This window comes from Clostridium tertium, assembly GCF_902652255.1.
Lineage (GTDB): Bacteria > Bacillota > Clostridia > Clostridiales > Clostridiaceae > Clostridium > Clostridium tertium_A.
Genome location: NZ_CACRTO010000009.1, coordinates 1 through 17,974, shown reverse-complemented (window position 1 = coordinate 17,974; position 17,974 = coordinate 1). Strand labels below are relative to the sequence as shown.

The 17,974-nt window shown below is 27.0% G+C and carries 15 protein-coding genes; 3 read left to right on the top strand and 12 right to left on the bottom strand.

Going from position 1 to position 17,974, the window contains the following annotated elements; translation table 11 throughout:
* Complete coding sequence (locus GPX08_RS04290; RefSeq protein WP_156625617.1) at positions 1–2,028, bottom strand: PRD domain-containing protein; 2,028 nt, start codon at positions 2,026–2,028, stop codon at positions 1–3.
* A 245-nt stretch (positions 2,029–2,273) separates the two neighbouring features.
* On the opposite strand from GPX08_RS04290, the gene GPX08_RS04285 reads away from it, so the two are divergent.
* A complete protein-coding gene (locus GPX08_RS04285) occupies positions 2,274–2,912 on the top strand; it encodes a hypothetical protein (protein WP_156625616.1) in 639 nt (212 codons plus the stop codon).
* Positions 2,913–3,305: 393 nt separating this feature from the next.
* Here GPX08_RS04285 and GPX08_RS04280 read toward each other — a convergent pair whose 3' ends face one another.
* The 3 genes from GPX08_RS04280 to GPX08_RS04270 all read right to left on the bottom strand — a co-directional run bounded on the left by GPX08_RS04280 (position 3,306) and on the right by GPX08_RS04270 (position 6,453).
* Complete coding sequence (locus GPX08_RS04280) at positions 3,306–4,187, bottom strand: peptidoglycan DD-metalloendopeptidase family protein (RefSeq protein ID WP_156625615.1); 882 nt, start codon at positions 4,185–4,187, stop codon at positions 3,306–3,308.
* 270 nt (positions 4,188–4,457) lie between these two features.
* The gene (locus GPX08_RS04275; protein WP_156625614.1) at positions 4,458–4,928 is read right to left on the bottom strand and encodes a pyridoxamine 5'-phosphate oxidase family protein; all 471 of its coding nucleotides are present in this window, start codon (positions 4,926–4,928) and stop codon (positions 4,458–4,460) included.
* A gap of 304 nt (positions 4,929–5,232) precedes the next feature.
* Positions 5,233–6,453 (bottom strand): FliB family protein, encoded by a 1,221-nt coding sequence (locus GPX08_RS04270; protein ID WP_156625613.1) that lies wholly within the window; start codon positions 6,451–6,453, stop codon positions 5,233–5,235.
* 243 nt (positions 6,454–6,696) lie between these two features.
* Between GPX08_RS04270 and GPX08_RS04265 the strand changes: the two genes are divergently transcribed.
* Complete coding sequence (locus GPX08_RS04265; RefSeq protein WP_156625612.1) at positions 6,697–7,248, top strand: hypothetical protein; 552 nt, start codon at positions 6,697–6,699, stop codon at positions 7,246–7,248.
* A gap of 38 nt (positions 7,249–7,286) precedes the next feature.
* Here the strand turns inward: GPX08_RS04265 and GPX08_RS04260 are convergent, their stop codons facing one another.
* The 5 genes from GPX08_RS04260 to GPX08_RS04240 form a co-directional block, all read right to left on the bottom strand.
* The gene (locus tag GPX08_RS04260; RefSeq protein ID WP_156625611.1) at positions 7,287–8,213 is read right to left on the bottom strand and encodes a hypothetical protein; all 927 of its coding nucleotides are present in this window, start codon (positions 8,211–8,213) and stop codon (positions 7,287–7,289) included.
* A 5-nt stretch (positions 8,214–8,218) separates the two neighbouring features.
* Positions 8,219–9,673 carry a family 1 glycosylhydrolase gene (locus tag GPX08_RS04255; protein WP_156625610.1) on the bottom strand — a complete coding sequence of 485 codons (1,455 nt, stop codon included), beginning with the start codon at positions 9,671–9,673 and terminating at the stop codon, positions 8,219–8,221.
* A gap of 88 nt (positions 9,674–9,761) precedes the next feature.
* The gene (locus GPX08_RS04250; protein ID WP_156625609.1) at positions 9,762–11,627 is read right to left on the bottom strand and encodes a PTS beta-glucoside transporter subunit EIIBCA; all 1,866 of its coding nucleotides are present in this window, start codon (positions 11,625–11,627) and stop codon (positions 9,762–9,764) included.
* A 174-nt stretch (positions 11,628–11,801) separates the two neighbouring features.
* A complete protein-coding gene (locus GPX08_RS04245; protein WP_156625608.1) occupies positions 11,802–12,632 on the bottom strand; it encodes a PRD domain-containing protein in 831 nt (276 codons plus the stop codon).
* A 503-nt stretch (positions 12,633–13,135) separates the two neighbouring features.
* Positions 13,136–14,458: an FAD-binding protein gene (locus GPX08_RS04240; RefSeq protein WP_156625607.1), complete on the bottom strand. Its 1,323-nt coding sequence runs from the start codon at positions 14,456–14,458 to the stop codon at positions 13,136–13,138.
* Positions 14,459–14,754: 296 nt separating this feature from the next.
* Between GPX08_RS04240 and GPX08_RS04235 the strand changes: the two genes are divergently transcribed.
* Positions 14,755–15,501 (top strand): exonuclease, encoded by a 747-nt coding sequence (locus GPX08_RS04235; protein ID WP_156625606.1) that lies wholly within the window; start codon positions 14,755–14,757, stop codon positions 15,499–15,501.
* A 171-nt stretch (positions 15,502–15,672) separates the two neighbouring features.
* Here the strand turns inward: GPX08_RS04235 and GPX08_RS04230 are convergent, their stop codons facing one another.
* The 3 genes from GPX08_RS04230 to GPX08_RS04220 all read right to left on the bottom strand — a co-directional run.
* A complete protein-coding gene (locus GPX08_RS04230; RefSeq protein ID WP_156625654.1) occupies positions 15,673–17,049 on the bottom strand; it encodes a HAMP domain-containing protein in 1,377 nt (458 codons plus the stop codon).
* A gap of 1 nt (position 17,050) precedes the next feature.
* The gene (locus GPX08_RS04225; RefSeq protein WP_156625653.1) at positions 17,051–17,731 is read right to left on the bottom strand and encodes a response regulator; all 681 of its coding nucleotides are present in this window, start codon (positions 17,729–17,731) and stop codon (positions 17,051–17,053) included.
* A 94-nt stretch (positions 17,732–17,825) separates the two neighbouring features.
* On the bottom strand, positions 17,826–17,974 hold a 149-nt coding region (locus GPX08_RS04220), incomplete at its 5' end, for a transposase (protein WP_156625605.1).

Sequence of the window (17,974 nt, the reverse complement as noted above, 5' to 3'; positions counted from 1 at the left end):
TTAATTGCCTTCCTTCTGATATTTATTTAAAACTATGTTTATTACTTCATCTGCATCTTTACATTGTAGTATTTTATTAATCCTCTCTTTATCTTCTAATAATTCATATAAATTATTAAATATATCCTTTAAATAATGTTTTATAGATTCATTTACTCCAATTAAAAACACAATACTTACTTTACACTTTCCCCATTTTAAAGGTTTTCTTAGTACATAGATTGATATAAATGGCTTAATAACTTCATTAGTATCACCATGTGGTATTGCCATTCCATCATATGCTGTTGAAGAAATATTTTCTCTATTAATTACAGATTTCATGTAATCTTTAGTTACAAATCTTTTTCTCTCTAATTCCATGCATATTTCTCTAATAACTTCTTTATTATCATCTGAATCTCTATCTAAGAATACTAACTCTTTTGCATATATATTTATAAATTTTCCGTATCTTTCAATTTTATTATTCATATCCACAATATTAATATGATGTTTTATTTTATCTATATCTGAATCTTCTAAAAAAGGATTCACATTAATCACTGTTTTATTATCTATATATAGTGGAATAGATGATATAATAAAATCAGCCTCATTTATTAAAGGATTGTTTTCTATCTCCATAGCAGAAAGTATGTCAATTATTTTTATATTACTAAATAACCTTTTTAGTTTAGCACTTATTAATTGAGATGTTCCCATCCCTGTACTACATACTACCAATACTTTTACTTCGTTTTTATTAATCTTTTTTATATTTTCTAAAGCAGCTTCTATGTGTAATGCTATATATGCAATTTCATCTTCATTTGACTTAATCGAATATTTTTCTTTTAATACATCAAATGCTTTTACTGCAGCTTCAAAAGCAAAAGGATATCTTCTTTTAATTTCATGCAAATATGGATTTTTTATAGGCATTTTATTAATAAGTCTATTTATTGCTGGTCTCACATGTATAAGAAGTCCATTATATAGATCATGATTATCATCAAATCTTACATGTAAAACTTCTTCTGCCTTTCTAATCATAGATAAAATAGTTTCTTTTAAAGAATTATCTATTATAACATCTGTTATAATATTATTTTCACTGCTTGAATTTTTCATTTTTGATACTTTGGCACCTAATATATGTATAGTAATATATCCAACTTCTTCTTCTGGTATTTCAATTTTAAAGTCATGCTCTATATCCTGAACTAATTCTAAAGCTATCTTATATTCATTACATTCTCTTAATTCTTTTAGTGATATTTCATTTGTTCTTATTTGATTTCCTTCTTTAATTCTTCTAATTGCTATTACAATATGAATTACTAATGCTGTAAAAGCCGAATCTGAAAAAGAATATCCTAATTCTGTCTCTAACTTCTTAACATTCTTTGATATTATAGCTATCCATTCTTTATCTAACATTTGTTGTAATTTATTATTTGCATTTATTTCAGGATGTTTATTGAAATCTAATTTTTGAGATTCACTCACAACATTTAGCATATACTCCAAATCTTTTTCCTTGGTTATTATATTTGCATATGCCTGTCTTATATCTTTCTCTTTTCCTCTAATTAACATGCCTTTATTTTGTTTTTTTTCTAAACCTATTTCTCCACCCTCAAGATATTCTGATATCTTTAAAATTTCATTTCTTATTGTACTCTTGCTAACATACATTTCATCAGCTAAATCCTGAAAAGTTATGTATTCATTACTATCAATTAATCTTGTTAATATATAGGCTTGTCTTTCTTCTGAAGAAGATGGAATCTCATTTTGTTCTATATTTATTAACTTATGAATAAATGCCAACTTGTCTTTACTACCATAGAGCCATAACCCCTTATGAGGTTTTCTAATTAGTTGAACATCATATTCAGCTAAAACTTTTTCTATAATATCTAAATCTTTTAATAAAGTTCTTTTAGAATATTTAATTTTTTCTTCTAAATATTTTAAAGTAACAATCTCGTTATTTAATAGCTCCATCAATATACGTTTGCATCTATCAGTTAGTATATTCATTTTTCTTTCCACCTTTCAATTGTATTATATCAGCTAAACCTTTTCATAAAAACTCAATAAACTTCACCATTAAAAGTTGAAATATCTAATTATATTTACACACTCCATTTTTTAGTTTATCATAAACAATTGAATCAATAACTATATTCTAATTCACGCTATAACATATATAATTAATATAATCGTATCAGCCTTAAGTTTTTCTTTTCACCTTTTAAAAAGAGAAATATAAAGGATGGTTTTTAATGAATATTTATAAAAAATGGATAGTATTTTTATTTGGAATTTTAATTATGTCATTTGGTGCAGTATTATTATCCAAAACTGCACTAGGCGTTGCTCCTTGGGAGGCCGTTAATTTTGGTCTAAGTTATACCATAGGCCTAACTCCAGGAACTTGGATTATAATTCTATCATTTTTATCACTTATTATAGCATCTTTATTAGAAAAGAAATTTATTAAGTTTTCAAGCTTTATCACAGCATTGCTAATAGGATCCTTTATTGATTTGTGGATGTTTCTACTTGATTTTATTGTGTTAGAAACCATGTTAATTAGATGTATTATATTTATAGTAGCAATACTTTTTTCATCTATTGGTATAGCAATATATCTTTATCCTAAGTTACCTACAAATCCTATTGACTATTTAATGCTAGTCATTAAAAATAAATTCAACCTTAAACTAATGCATGCTAAATTATTAATAGATATTTCACTATTAGTTTTAGCTGTAATCTTTAAAGGTCCTATTGGATTAGGAACAATTATTTTAACTTTATTTATTGGACCCTCTATAAATTTTTGGCAATCAATACTCGATAAATATTTAAAAACCTTCATTAATTCGGAAGATTGTTCTAAATTATCTAAGTCTTCTTAATCTAACAAAAAACTATATTTAGAGTTAAGCTTTCTATCTTCTCTAAATATAGTTTTAATTTTTTTCTTAATCAAATAAGCTATTTCTAAATAATATATAGATAAGAACATACTCCAAACGTTGACTTATCTTAACTTCTGACACTTTAATTACCTTATGAATATATACATTATATAAAAATTTATACTATTTATTACAAAAAAATAGCCCATATAGGGCACGTTCATGTTAAAGTAATATTTGACTAGAAAACCACTTTAAAAGACGTGACTATATAAGCTATAAACATATTACTCTAAATGAACGTTGTTGTATAATAAGGTACTAATGAAAACACTAATGGTCCAATTAGAGAATATGATTGATATAGTATAAAAAATATCACCTCATTTATTACTTAAAAGTAATAGGCAATCCCTCTGCACAAACTGGAAATTTCGTTTCTAATGGATTATTTCGTTGATGCTGAATATGGAGGTGCGGCTCTGAAGTCGTACCAGAGTTTCCTACTTTACCAATAACGTCCCCTATATCTATCTGTTCTCCAACTGATACTTCTATACTATCTTGCATTAAGTGAGCTAATATAAGATACGTATTTATTTCATCAATTTTAATAAAAATATAGTTACCAAGTGAGCTTGTAAATTCCTCAGTATTAGGAATAATATCTTGCTCATTGTTCTCAATTCCAATCACTCTCCCTTTTACTGGAGAAATAATATCTTCACCAAAAATCCCATAATCCTGTAAATTTGAACTTTCTACATTATAAGGCTCTTTCAATATGTCATAAGCATAACATTCAGACGGCCACATAGAATGCGTCTTATACTCACTACCTCCAAAAATCACCGCATTTTCAATCGGCATTGTAACTGTAATACTGTCATTAGTACTTGCATTTGTTGGATATGCAACAGGTGAAACACCTAGTAAAACTGTTATTGGTAATGCAAACACAATTGAAATAGCAATAAATACAATATTCCATGACACTTTCTTTCCTTTACATAGTGCAACAATAAGAATAATTATTTGTACTAGTATTAAAAATATAGTAACGGGGGCAAAAATAAGAACCGCAATATTCCATGTATAGGCTCCGACTTGCCCACCAACGCAATAAATACATACTATACAAGTGACTATAATTGCACATAATAATCCAAAAAAATATTTTTTCATAGTTATTCTCCTCATGTAATATGAATTATTATCATAATTATTTATAAACCTTAATCTCACCTTCTCTTCGTTTTCTGATTTTGCCATAACGAGGCCTTATTTATAGATGAAATTTAATTGATATAATCTCCATATTTATACACAAAATTATAATATCAAAAACTTAAAATATCCTTGGTATGAATCTTTAGATTATCTAAAGATTTATACCAAGGATATTTTATCTATACTTATTTATATCACCATCATAAAAACATTTTCTACCAATTACAAATCAATATAATAATTTTCTACATCATCATAATTTTCATCCTACCGCTTTAAATATATTTACCTATATAAATTGGAATTTAAAAATTACAATACTGGTTCACTATCTAAATCAAAGGGAAATTTTTCAACCTCTTTTAGTTGAAAATTTACTTTATATCCTATCCCATCTTTATATAAAAATCCTTCTTTAAGTTCAATTTTTACATAACACATATTTTCATCATTTTCATTATTGTGTGCGAAATACCAAGGCTCAAATACTTTAATTAATTTTTCTCTTATCTCTTTATTTTCTAATAATAATGGATGGCCAATATTATAAGCATTACCACTAAAACGATAAAATTCATTACATAGTGAAACTTGACTATTATCTTCCAATTCTCTAACCTTTTGTGAATTTGAGTACGTAACTACATAAAATGAATCATCCTCAAAAAAAGTATCAACAAATCGAACTGATGGTATATTATCCTTCACAGTAGCCATTGCAAACTGATAATCCTTTGCAAATAATTCATTCATAGTGAATAAAGCCTTTTCATAAATCTCCATTTTTAATCCCCCCACACTTTCTATTTATCAAACAAATTTCCATTTATTTCCAATTCAATTATAACATAAGTTATTAATACTTTTATATCATTTCCTTATATTACAGATTAATTTTCCCTAATTATTTTGATTCTCTACACCTATACTTCTCCATAACTACTACAAATGATGTTTTTTCTATTTATTTGTCTTGATATTGAAATTAAAAGCAAACAAAAAGGATGCTAATCTTTGCTGGGTGTAGCATCCTTTTTGATAACATATTCATTTAAATCCAATTGCACTAAAACATATTTCTAATTTGCTATAAAAGTACTTTCGCAAATTCCATATTATCAAATTCATTTTCTTTTATATACTCTAATGAATCAATTAAATAACTTTTATGATGTTCTATAGTTTTAGAAAAAGCTTGGATAAAGTCAACTATGCTTTCTTTAGATTCCTGTTTATTGTATAGATATTTCCCTACCAGATAAAATCTAATAAATGAGTATCTTGTTAAAAGCATAATATATCCATCAAATATTGATTCAGACTCAGTAAATGGGAAAATATTATTGTATATGAAATTTACTAAATAGTTTTCAAAAATATAACTATTATTATTAATGAAATTTTCATTATAATCTTCAAATGCTTTTATGTATAATCCTGAACATTCACTTGTTCCAGTATTCTCATCAAGCTTAAATCCAGCTATAACTTCCTTTGTATATTGTTTAAAGGTAATGCTATCTACCTTCTTAGATACATCTAAAAGCTCTAACATTTTTCTAAAAAAATTAATTTGAATAAGATAATTTAATTGATTTTTCTCATAATTATTCTTATCTAAATTTATATCATAATTCTTAATAAATTTAGCTACATTGCTAAAATTATCATTTATTTCGTCCTCTAATTTATTTATAAAATCACCTAATATATAAAGTCTTTCACTTAAATTTAATTTTCTGTTTTGTATTATTTTAATACTCACATCTCTAATTTCTTTTAAATACTTTATTGGTGACTTATTATATTTTTTAGATTTAGTATCAATTTCACTTGATATTATATGTTTTCCTAAGCTCTCTTCACTTTCTTTAAATTTAATTCCCTCTTCCTTTAATAAAAGAATTCTTGCAGCTTCATTACAGGCTACATCAAGGGACATTTCATAATAACCATCTATTTTATTAATTATTCTAGGAAATGATGTACAAACATTTGAAAGATATTCTTCACCAAGCTTAGAATAAATAATACAATAATTTTCTTCATCTAAAAAAGGACACCTTTTATCACCCTTTAATTTTACTTTTCCATAATCTACATCATAACTTGTACAATAATCATTATTATGAACATTTTTTTGAAACATTCTTTTCATTTCTTTGTCTTGAACTTTATAATATTCTCTAAAGGTAGTCTTATCTATATCTATATCCCAGCCAATACAGCAACTATCTTTGCAGTGTCCACCTATACATTTAAACTCTTTAAAATATTCTGGGTATCTCATTTTTACATTTTGTCCCATAGTATAACTTCCCTTTCAAATACATACTTAAACTTTCTTATTATACATTTATTTTACTACAGTATCTTTTTTATTACAGATTTATTTTACTATAGTAATTTATGGTTGTCAGATATCTAAATACTTTTAAACTTAAATTCTCCTATGTCACCCTTATTCAAATCCCCTTCCCATTATATATCTAGTACCTTTTAATTATAAGTTTAATATAATAAAAATAATCACTTGTATTGAGGTAATAAAATGAATTTTAATGGATGGGGTAATTATGAAGATTTATTAAGAGCTTGCGGTTATACTACTTCTTCTAAAAATGAAAATAGTAATGAGAATAAAAATGAAAATAACCCTGGATGTAATGATATACCAAATGGATTCCAAACTCTTTATCCTGAACTTTTTGTGCTAATAGGCGAACTACTAGGTAATATAATAGCTGGAAATCTTCCTTTTAATGTACAAAATGTAATAGGAAACTGGTTCGAATTAATTGGGCAAGCTATTTTACTCTTTAATGCTCAGCAACAATACTTCGAGTCTGGTCCAGGTAGATTTTTTGATCCTAAGAATTTTAATACCTCTAACTCTTCTTGTAGCAATAATTCTGATAGTACAGATTCTAATTCTAAAAATACAAGTACTAATTCATCAAGCACCTCAAATACATCTACTTCATCAAAATCATCAAATTCAGGATCTAATGATATTAACATAGATAAAATAGAAGAATTAGAAAAGCAAGTTCAGAGGTTAACTGATGAATTAAATAAAATTAAACTATTATTACAAAAATAAATAACAGATATCTTTTATTTTAGATATCTGTTATTTTCTTATTTCTTTGCTATATATTTTATTATCATTGGAGTTATTATACTTGTTATTATTGATGCTAATGCAATCTGAGACATTGCAGCATCCATAAAAGGAGCATATACATTACTAATTTCAGCTGCTAGTGATGGTACTGAAATAGATAACCCTGCTACAGATGACATTGCAATAGCTGCATAACCAGGTCTCTTAATAACTTTTCTATCTATTAATAACAGAGGTAAAAGACTTATTAAATAGAATATTACTGTAAGAATTATTCCTGATATTCCTGCTTTTAAGGCTACTATAAAGTTTATACTACTACCAAAGCATATTCCCATAAAAGGTAAAAGTATTACTGTAGCTGGTGCATAAAGCTTTTTAAAATCCACGTCTAAATTTCCTAATACCATTCCTAATATAAATGGCAAAAGATTAGCTATTACTATTTTTAAATCTATTCCTTGTCCACTTGCCGAACTTAAAATCATAAGTGGAACTGCAGGTACCACTATTAGATTTAAAAATCCAAAAGCTGCACTATCTATTTCATCTCCATAGTCATTAACTAAAGCTAAGTATAATCCTGGATTGCAGCTTGTAATTGTAGCAATAATAGCAACTGCTGATATTCCAAATACTCCTTCTATTCCAAAGAATTTAATAAATAATAATCCGCTAATATATGATATCAATAACTTTCCAACACATAATATACCAGCTCTTTTAATAACATCAACTGTTTTATTTAAATTAAATTGTGTTCCAGATGCAAATAGCATTAGTCCTACTAAAACCATAGTGCTCTTATTTGTAAAAAGTGCTGTTGTTGGATTCCCTATTTGAAAAATCTCAGGAAAAAAAGTATTTATTATTGCAGAAAGTATCATGGGAACTATAAGAAGTCCCCCTGGTACTTTCTTAATACTCTTTAATATTTTCATAAATATTAAAGTTCTTCTCCATTAGTAGCTATAACATTCTTATACCAATAGAATGAATCTTTCTTGTAACGCTTCATAGTTCCATTACCATAGTCATCTTGATCTACATATATAAATCCATAACGCTTTGACATTTCTGATGTTCCTGATGAAATCATATCAATTGGTCCCCACATTGTATAACCAATAACTTCTACTCCATCTTCAATAGCAAGCTTTAATTGTTCAATATGTTTACGTAAAAAGTCAACTCTATATGGGTCATGTACCTTATTATCTTCTGTTAATGTATCAAAGAATCCTGAACTATTTTCAAGTATAAATACAGGTAGTCCAAATCTATCATATACGTGATTTAATGTATATCTTAATCCTATTGGGTCAATTTGCCATCCCCATTCGTTTGCATCAAGATGTGGATTCTTATAAACGCTATGAACATTACCAGCAGTAAGTTCTAATTGCTCTCCATCATTACTAGATATCATAGAATTATAGTATGACATTCCTACAAAGTCAGCTGTATTTTCTTTTATAACTTCTAAATCTCCATCTTTTATATCTAAATTAATATTGTGTTCTTCAAAATATTTCTTTGAATAATATGGATACTTACCACCATTTAAAATATCTAAATAGAATAGATTCTTCATTTGGTCATCCTTTTGCATTGCTAAAGCATCTTCTGGCTTGCATGTATAAGGGTAAGTAGTAAAGTATGCTACCATGCTACCTATCTTATTTTCTTTATCTATTTCATGAGCAAGTTTTGTAGCCTTTGCAGCTGCAACAAATTGATGATGAAGAGCTTGGAATAACATTTCTTCATAGTTTTCTTGTCCTTCATCTATTACACCCATAGTTTTAGGACCTGCTTTAATACTCATATTTATTTCATTAAATGTTACCCAATACTTTACTTTTCCTTTATATCTATTGAATATTACTTCACAATATCTTAGGTATAAATCGATTAATTCTCTGTTATACCATCCACCAAACTTCTCAACTAGAACTATTGGAAAATCAAAGTGTGATATTGTTATTAATGGCTCCATACCATTTTTTAAACATTCATCTATTATGCTATCATAGAATTTTAACCCTAATTCATTTGGCTCTCTATCATCTCCATTTGGAAATAAACGAGCCCAAGAAATTGAATATCTAAATACCTTAAATCCCATTTCTTTAAATAAAGCCATATCTTCCTTATATGTATGATAAAAATCTATACCTCTTCTTTTTGGATACTTTATTGTATCTGGATCATTTTTAGCTTCTTCTATCATTTCTCTTGTAATTTTAAGTTGCTTAGTTACTTTTCTATCGTTTTTTGGATTAAATGGCATTACTTCTGGAATAGTAAGTGTCTTACCATCTAGATTGTAGGCACCCTCAGCTTGACAAGCTGATAAGGCACCTCCCCATAAAAAGTTCTTTGGAAATCCTTTATTCATATAAATCTACCTCTTTCATTACTTATACTAGTTTAATAAATGCTTACATTTTTTCATAATGAAAACTTTCATATAAATCTTTCATTATTTATACTAAATTTAATAAATCATCATCATTTGTTACTTCACCATTTTTTACAGCTATAACATCATTAAATTTATCAGAATTTGTAATTATAAATGGAGTTATAACATCATATCCTTCTTTTTTAATTCCATCTATATCAAATTCAACTAATAAATCTCCTGCCTTAATTTCTTGTCCATTAGTTACATGGCTCTTAAAATATTTACCTTCTAAGTTTACGGTATCTAATCCAATGTGAATTAACACTTCTACACCATCATTAGATTTTAAACCAATAGCATGATTTGTATTAAAAATTGCTTCAACTACTCCGTCAAATGGAGCTATTACCTTACCTACCTTAGGTTCAATTGCAATTCCTTTTCCCATTAATCCATCAGAAAATACAGTATCATTAACTTCAGCTAAATCTTTAACTGTACCTTCTACTGGGCTTTTTACCATAATACTTTCACAAGAAATCACATTTTCTTTTTCATCTTCTTTTTTATCTTCTTTCTTATCTTCACCCATTACAGAATCATCAACTCCAGCAATAAGGGTAAATACACATCCTAAAACAAAAGCTGCTACTACACCAATTATTATATAAATATATTTATTTGCACTAAATGTTGTAAGAGATAAAATTCCTGGAATAGCAATAGCATTTGCCTTTGCATTAACCATACCAAAAAATCCACTTACTAAACCTGCTGCTAAACACCCAGCAAAGAAAGGTTTTTTATATCTTAAAGTAACCCCGTAAATAGCTGGTTCTGTAATTCCAAATACAGCTGTTAATGAACTTGATCCTGCTGCTGCCTTCATAGTTTTATTTCTAGTCTTTAAGAATACAGCAAAGGCTGCACCACCTTGTGCAATATTAGCAGCTAAAGCACTTGCTGTTAATACAGTAAATCCTGTATCTGCAACTTGTTGAACTTGCATTGGCATAATTGAATAGTGCATACCAAACATAACAAGTATTGGTCTAAAGAATCCTAATAAAGCACCTGCAACTATTCCACTTTTTGCAAATAATATATCTAATCCTTCTGCAATCCATGTACCTACATATGAACCAAATGGTCCTATTGCAATTAATTGAACTGGAACCATAATTAATAAAGTAATCATTGGAACAACTAATACCTTAAGCATATCTGGAACTATCTTTTCAACAAATCTATAAACATAACTTAATAACCATACTGATAATATTATTGGAATTACAGTAGAAGTGTACTTAACTAATAAAATAGGTAATCCTAAAAAACTTATCCTATCAACACCAGTTTGAGCAATTTTACCTGCAGCATCTAAAATTGTTGGATGAAGTAAACATCCTGCTAAAGCAACTGCTAAATATTCATTAGTTTTGAATTTTCTTGCTGCACTAACTGCTAGGAAAAATGGCATAAAGTAAAAGACACAATCAGCTATCATATTGAATATTGTAATAAAACCCATTGATGGATCTACCATTCCTGTTGTAGTCATTAATGATGATAAACACTTCATCATCCCACATCCAACAAGTGCAGGTAGTATAGGAGTAAATATTCCTGCTATAGTTTCTATAAATGCATTAAAAGGATTTTTCTTAACCTTTGGCATATCTTCTCCATCATTACTTGAGAAATTACCAAGTTGTATAAATTCTTCATATACTTTGTTAACCTTAGCCCCAATTACAACTTGTAATTGACCACCACTATGTTGTGCTTTTAAAACACCTTCTAAAGTATCTATTGCTTTTAAATTCACTTCTGCTTCCGATTTAACAACAAGTCTTAATCTTGTAGCACAATGAGTAACAAGATTGATATTTTTTTCTCCACCACTTAATTCAAGAATCTTTTGAGCTAATTCTTTATTATTCATCTAAATCTCCACCTTTTGTTTTATGATACATATATTTAAAACCTTTAAATCTAGCTAGCATTTGATTTATAAGTTATAAATTTAAAATAAAAATGACCAAATATTAATGTAATTATAGCTATAATAAATAATCACACTAATATTTGGTCATGCCTGATCGAATCAGTAACAGTCCTAATTTTTTTCTTTCCTTATTCTTTGGATATGAAGCATTAAATATAACTTTTCATCATTTGTACACTTCCATCCATAATTTTTATTTAAATGTTTCTCTATTATTTCAACACACTCTAACTCTTCTGTTAGCTTATCCTTCATAAGAGAAAACATATCATTATTATCATTATCTAATGGTCTTTTGTTTACTTGTCTTATAATAAAATATCTTATATGAGTTACAAATCTAGTAAATTCAAAGGAGTCTTCATTAAACTCTATTTTAAACTTATATTTTATTAAATTAAGAATTTCTCCCATAATAGTTGTTATCTTAGTTGTTTCAGTCATATCATGTTTACCAAGCTGAGCATTTATAAAATGAAGTGCTATAAAAGTTGCTTCATTTTTATCTAATTTAACTCCAAGATCATTTTCAATAATATCTAGGGAATGAAATCCTATCTCATATTCCTTAGGATAAAGATGTTTGATTTCCCATTGAAGTGGGCTTCTCATTTCTACCCCTTCTTTACTTCTTTGTATAGCAAAATTAATATGGTCAGATAATGTTAATAAAATATCTGCATTAAACTCCATATTAAGTTCTTTATAGCCACTCCTTATAACTTTTTCTGTTACTTTTATAACTTCATTAGGGATAGATTCTAATATTTCAGAAGCTTTTGTATTTTGAGGAATTATATACTTTTTCTCTATTAAAGATAGGTCCTCTAAAATATATGGCATTTTACGGAATCCTAATCCCTTTCCAGTAACTATAATTTCTTCTCCTTTATCATTTAAAGCTAATACAACATTGTTATTTAACTTTTTTAATATCTTCATCTTTAGCATCTCCCCCCTTATTTGTTTTAAAAAATAAAAAATGACCAAACATTAATATAATTATATATAAATAATCACATTAATTTTTGGTCATGCCTGATCGAATCAGTAACAGTCCTTGTATGTATACGATAACAGATAGTTTCATGCTTGTCAACATTTTTTCAAAAAATTATTTCTTCTCAAAATCATTTTTTCTTTAGATTATAATTATATACTCATTAGTAAATATATAAAGTTTTATAAATGTTAACTATACTAAAGAAATAGAAAAAGCTAGTATTACTGGAACTATAAATATTCACGGTAGTATTATGCTGCAAAAATATAAATCACTAACTCCAAGTAGTAGTACGTACTCCAAATAGATATTAATAGTTAAAAAAAAAATTTTATAATGATCTTATATCTATACAATAAAAATCCACTAAAATCATATTAAGATTAAATCCTATCCCATTAAATGCTCTTAATTTAACTTAATGCTTAAGGTTTATCCACACTTATAAATTTATTCCTTGAGGATAGTAAAATAAGTTATATGGATCATATTTTTCTTTTATAGTTTTTAACCAAGATACATTATTACCAAAATAACTATATAAATAATTAGGTATATTAATATCACAATAATTAAGATATCCAAAGTTCGCATATGGAAGTAATGATTCTCTTAAATTATTTACCCATTTAACTGTATCATTAGCATACGTACTATACTTAGGCTCCCATTCGGCAATAATTTGTATTAATACTTTAGCTCCCCTATGAGGATAAGCACTAGGTAAATATTTATTTTCTTCAATCCTTCCTCCTAATAGAAGAATTTCAACCTCTATAGATTGTTGTATTGGAGGTGAGTTATCTAAATAATCAAATAGTATTTTACAAGGTGCCTTTCCTAATGATTTATATGCCAATAATCCTGTATTCTTAAATCCTTTTGGAGTAGACACAAAACTCGAATATTTCTGTATGTATTCCTTAAAATCAATATGCTTTATTGTGTAACTTACTTTATTAGGAACTTTTAATAAAAGTCTTAATGTTTTCTCCATTTCCTCTTCTGTAGTTCTTAAACCTACACCATATAAATTAATATTATTTTTAGTAATAGAAAGTTCAATTGTATATCTATTATCTAACTGTTCCCCTACCTTTTGAAATGCTTGGATTACTTCATATCTACTTTCTTTATTCCACTTTGCAGTTAACACTGTTACTTTATTAATAGGATACACTTTAAAAGTAAGAGATACTACTACTCCAAAATTATTACTCCCTGCTCCCCTTAATGCAGCAAACAAATCTTGATTTTGAAATAAATTAGCAGTTATTAATCTACCAAATGCATCTACTATTTGCGCCTCTACTAAATTATCACATACAAGTCCATATTCTCTTTGTAAAAGGCCAACCCCTCCTCCTAAAGCAATTCCTGCAACGCCAATAGTTCCACAGCTTCCTCCAACAAATGCAAATCCATATTCAGCTATCTTAGAATAAAGTTCTCCTAGCTTATATCCAGCCCCAATTTTTACATAACCAGCATTAGAATCTATTTCAAAATCAAGTAAATTAGAAACATCTATCACAATGACGTCATTTGCAACAGAAAATGATTCATAGTTATGCCCGCCACTCCTACATCGTATATTTAACTCTTTATTTCTTGCCCAATTAACTGCATTAACTACATCTATTGTATCATTCGGATAAACTATCACCTTTGGGTAATAACTAAAATATAAGTTTTTATTTCTACGAAGAATATTATAACTTTTATCTCCTTTTGTTATAACAGTTCCTGTTAATCCCTCTATCATATTCATTTCCTTCAACATTATTAACCATATATCATGAAATTGTAAGTCATGTTATAATATCACCTTATAATATATAGTAATAATTTAGGAACTATTCTTAATATAGTTTCGGTTAGACTATCAATATTATCTACTTCTATTTAAAGTTCTGTGACTTTGAAGATTTCTTCAATCTTAATTGCTTCTTAAGTTATATAATAAAGACTTAAAAAAATTTAAAAACGTCTAAAATTTATAGTTAAAAGCAGTATTAAACCTCTATTTGAGCATACTATTTTTAAAAGAGGTGGTAGAATTTGAAGTATATTATATTTGATTTAGAATTTAATCAAAGTTCTAATAAAGAAGACAGGGTTCTCCAATTGCCTTTTGAGATAATACAAATTGGAGCTTTAAAACTTGATGAAAACTTTAAAACTATTTCAACTTTTAATGAATTAGTAAAGCCTACCGTTTACAAAACTGTTCTTTGTTATATTCAAGATTTAACAAAAATTACTGACGAGATGGTTTCTACTGCTAAAAATTTTATGGATATATATTCTGAATTTATGAATTTTATTGGAAAAGAAGATATTACATTTATTATTTGGGGAACTGTAGACTTAAGAGAATTATATAAAAACATTATTTACTTCAATCTTTCCACTGAAAATCTCCCTAAACTTTATATAGATATTCAAGATTATACTAGCAAATATTTTAAAGTTCCTGGTGGGAAAAGGATTGGATTAAGAAATGCACTGGATCTTTTAAATATAGATATAAGCTCTGAATTTCATAATGCCTTTAATGATGCTTTCTATACATCTGAAATATTTAAAAAATTATATAATGATTCAATAGAAGCAAAAATTTACTCACATATACCTATTAGAATAAAATCAGAGCCTAAGAAAATAGTTGATTATAACAGTTTAATTCTTCAAATTGAAAAAATGTATAATAAAAAATTAACCTCTGAAGAAATAGGCATGATAAAATTAGCTTACAATATGGGTAAAACTAACCAATTCCTTATACCTATAGAGAAAAGGAAATAAATATTTGCACTAGATATCTTTTACTATCTATAATTCATACTTCTTAATAATTTATTTAATTCCCTTAAAGATTATATAAATGTAAAGTATTTATCCTTGTACTATTAATACAAAAGAGAAGAAGTCCCATTCATTATGGATACTCCTTCTCTTTTCTTATATTCTATTAATTTACTTCGGCAAAGATATTATAAACTCAGTGCCATCATTAACTTTGCTATTAACTCTTATTTCTCCCTTATGAGCTTCCACTATTGCCTTTGAAATAGTTAACCCTACACCTAGCCCTCCTGAATCTGTATTCCTTGACTTATCTACTCTATAGAATCTTTCAAAGATTAACTCTATATTTTCTTCACTAATTCCAATCCCATTATCTTTAATTGATATAAAAGCTTTATCATCATCTTCGTAACAATTAACTATTATCTTTCCATTAGGATAAGTGTATTTTACACTATTTGAAATTATATTTACTATAACTTGACTTATTTTGTCCTTATCCACAAATGCGACACATTTATTTAAATTCATCTCTAATTCAATACTCTTATCTAAAAAATCTTTTTCAAAATTGATAAGAATAGAATTTAAAGCATTTGAAATATCAACTTTTGTCTTATTTAAAGTCATTTCACCACTATCGTATTTAAATAATTCTTCAGAGGATATTATTAACCTATTTAATCTTTGTATTTCCTCGTGTATACTATTTAATCTTTCCTCTGATGGTTCCCATAATCCATCAATTATAGCTTCTAAATGGGCTTGTATAGTAGTTAATGGTGTCCTAAGTTCATGAGATATATCTCTAGTCATGATTTTCCTTAGATTTTCTTGATGCTTTATATTTTCCGCCATTTTATTTACAGATGTAATTAATTCATTTACTTCTTCTATATTGCTTTTTTCTGATATTTTCTTCGAATAATTTCCACCAGAAATTGATTTAGTGGCTTCTATAACTTTTAAAATTGGTTTATTTAATGATGAAGATACTACTATTCCAAGTACTATAGAAAATACTAAGAACACTATTGCTACTATAATTAAAATGTCATTTAACATTTCGTATAAAATAACATCTGAATCATCAAAGAAAAGTGGTCCTATATATTCTAGTTTTAAGGTGCCCACCACTTCATTATTTGACTTTATTTCATACTCTTCTATTGTATTTACAGTATCATTTTTAGGATTTATTTTATTAGTATTGTATCTAATTTTAGCTAAAATAGTTTCACATTCTATATTATTATATTCCCTTGCATCCCATATAATATTTCCTGATTCTTCTTTTATACTAATTAATAATCCATTTTCTAATCCATCATATCCAATGAAGCTAATTTTATTTATATTCCATTTATCTTCTTTATATGATTTTTCTACTTTTTCATAAATTTCTTTTTTACTTTCTTCCATCTTATTAGCAGCATATTTATTAAAGTTATGCTCTATGTATATACGAATTATAATTCCTACTAGTGATATTATAGTTATAGAGAATAGGAGAAAAATAGCTATGAGTCTATTTTTTAATTTCATCTTAGTTTTCATCAAATTTATAACCTAAACTACGAACAGTTTTTATATATCTTGGATTCTTACTATCATCTTCTATTTTGAACCTCAAATTTTTTATATGCGTATCTATTATTCTGTCATAAACATAGTCATTTTCCCCTGTTATATAATCTAATAACTCTTCTCTAGTAAATACTTGTTGAGGATTTTTGGCTAACATAATTAATATCTTATATTCAGATGGAGTAAGGCTTACAATCTCATTATTCTTTATAACTTCACTACTTTTAATGTCTATTATAAGTTCATCATTGAAGCACATTTTTGTTGATTCAGGTTTAGTGATTCTTTTGAATAAAGCATTTACTTTAGCTACTAGCTGCCTTGGACTAAAAGGCTTAGTAATATAATCATCACTACCTAATGAGTACCCATTTAAAACACTATCTTCATCAGTTTTAGCAGTTAGCATTATAATAGGTACATCAGATATTTCTCTTATTTCTTTGCAAACATCTTCACCTGATATATCTGGTAGCATTAAATCTAAAATAATCAAATCTATATCATTTGACTTGTATTTATCTATAGCTTCTCTACCATTAGTAGCAAAAACTACTTCATAACCTTCATTTTTTAAGTATGCACTTATAACTTCAATTATTTTCACTTCATCATCTACAACAAGGATCTTTTTTCTCACCATATTCAACTCCATATGTGCTGTTTAATAAACAACCAAATTTAAAATTTAAAATTAAGAATGAATAATCGGATTGGCCCCCTCAAATGGGACCTTATACACTGATTACTAACTCTTTCTTAAAATTACAGTTTTTTAGATTGTAGAACTCTTCTGGAGTTCTATAATCTATTGCTGAATGAACTCGTTTAGTGTTATATCCATTAACATATCTTTCAATCGTATTTTCAGCTTCTTTAAATG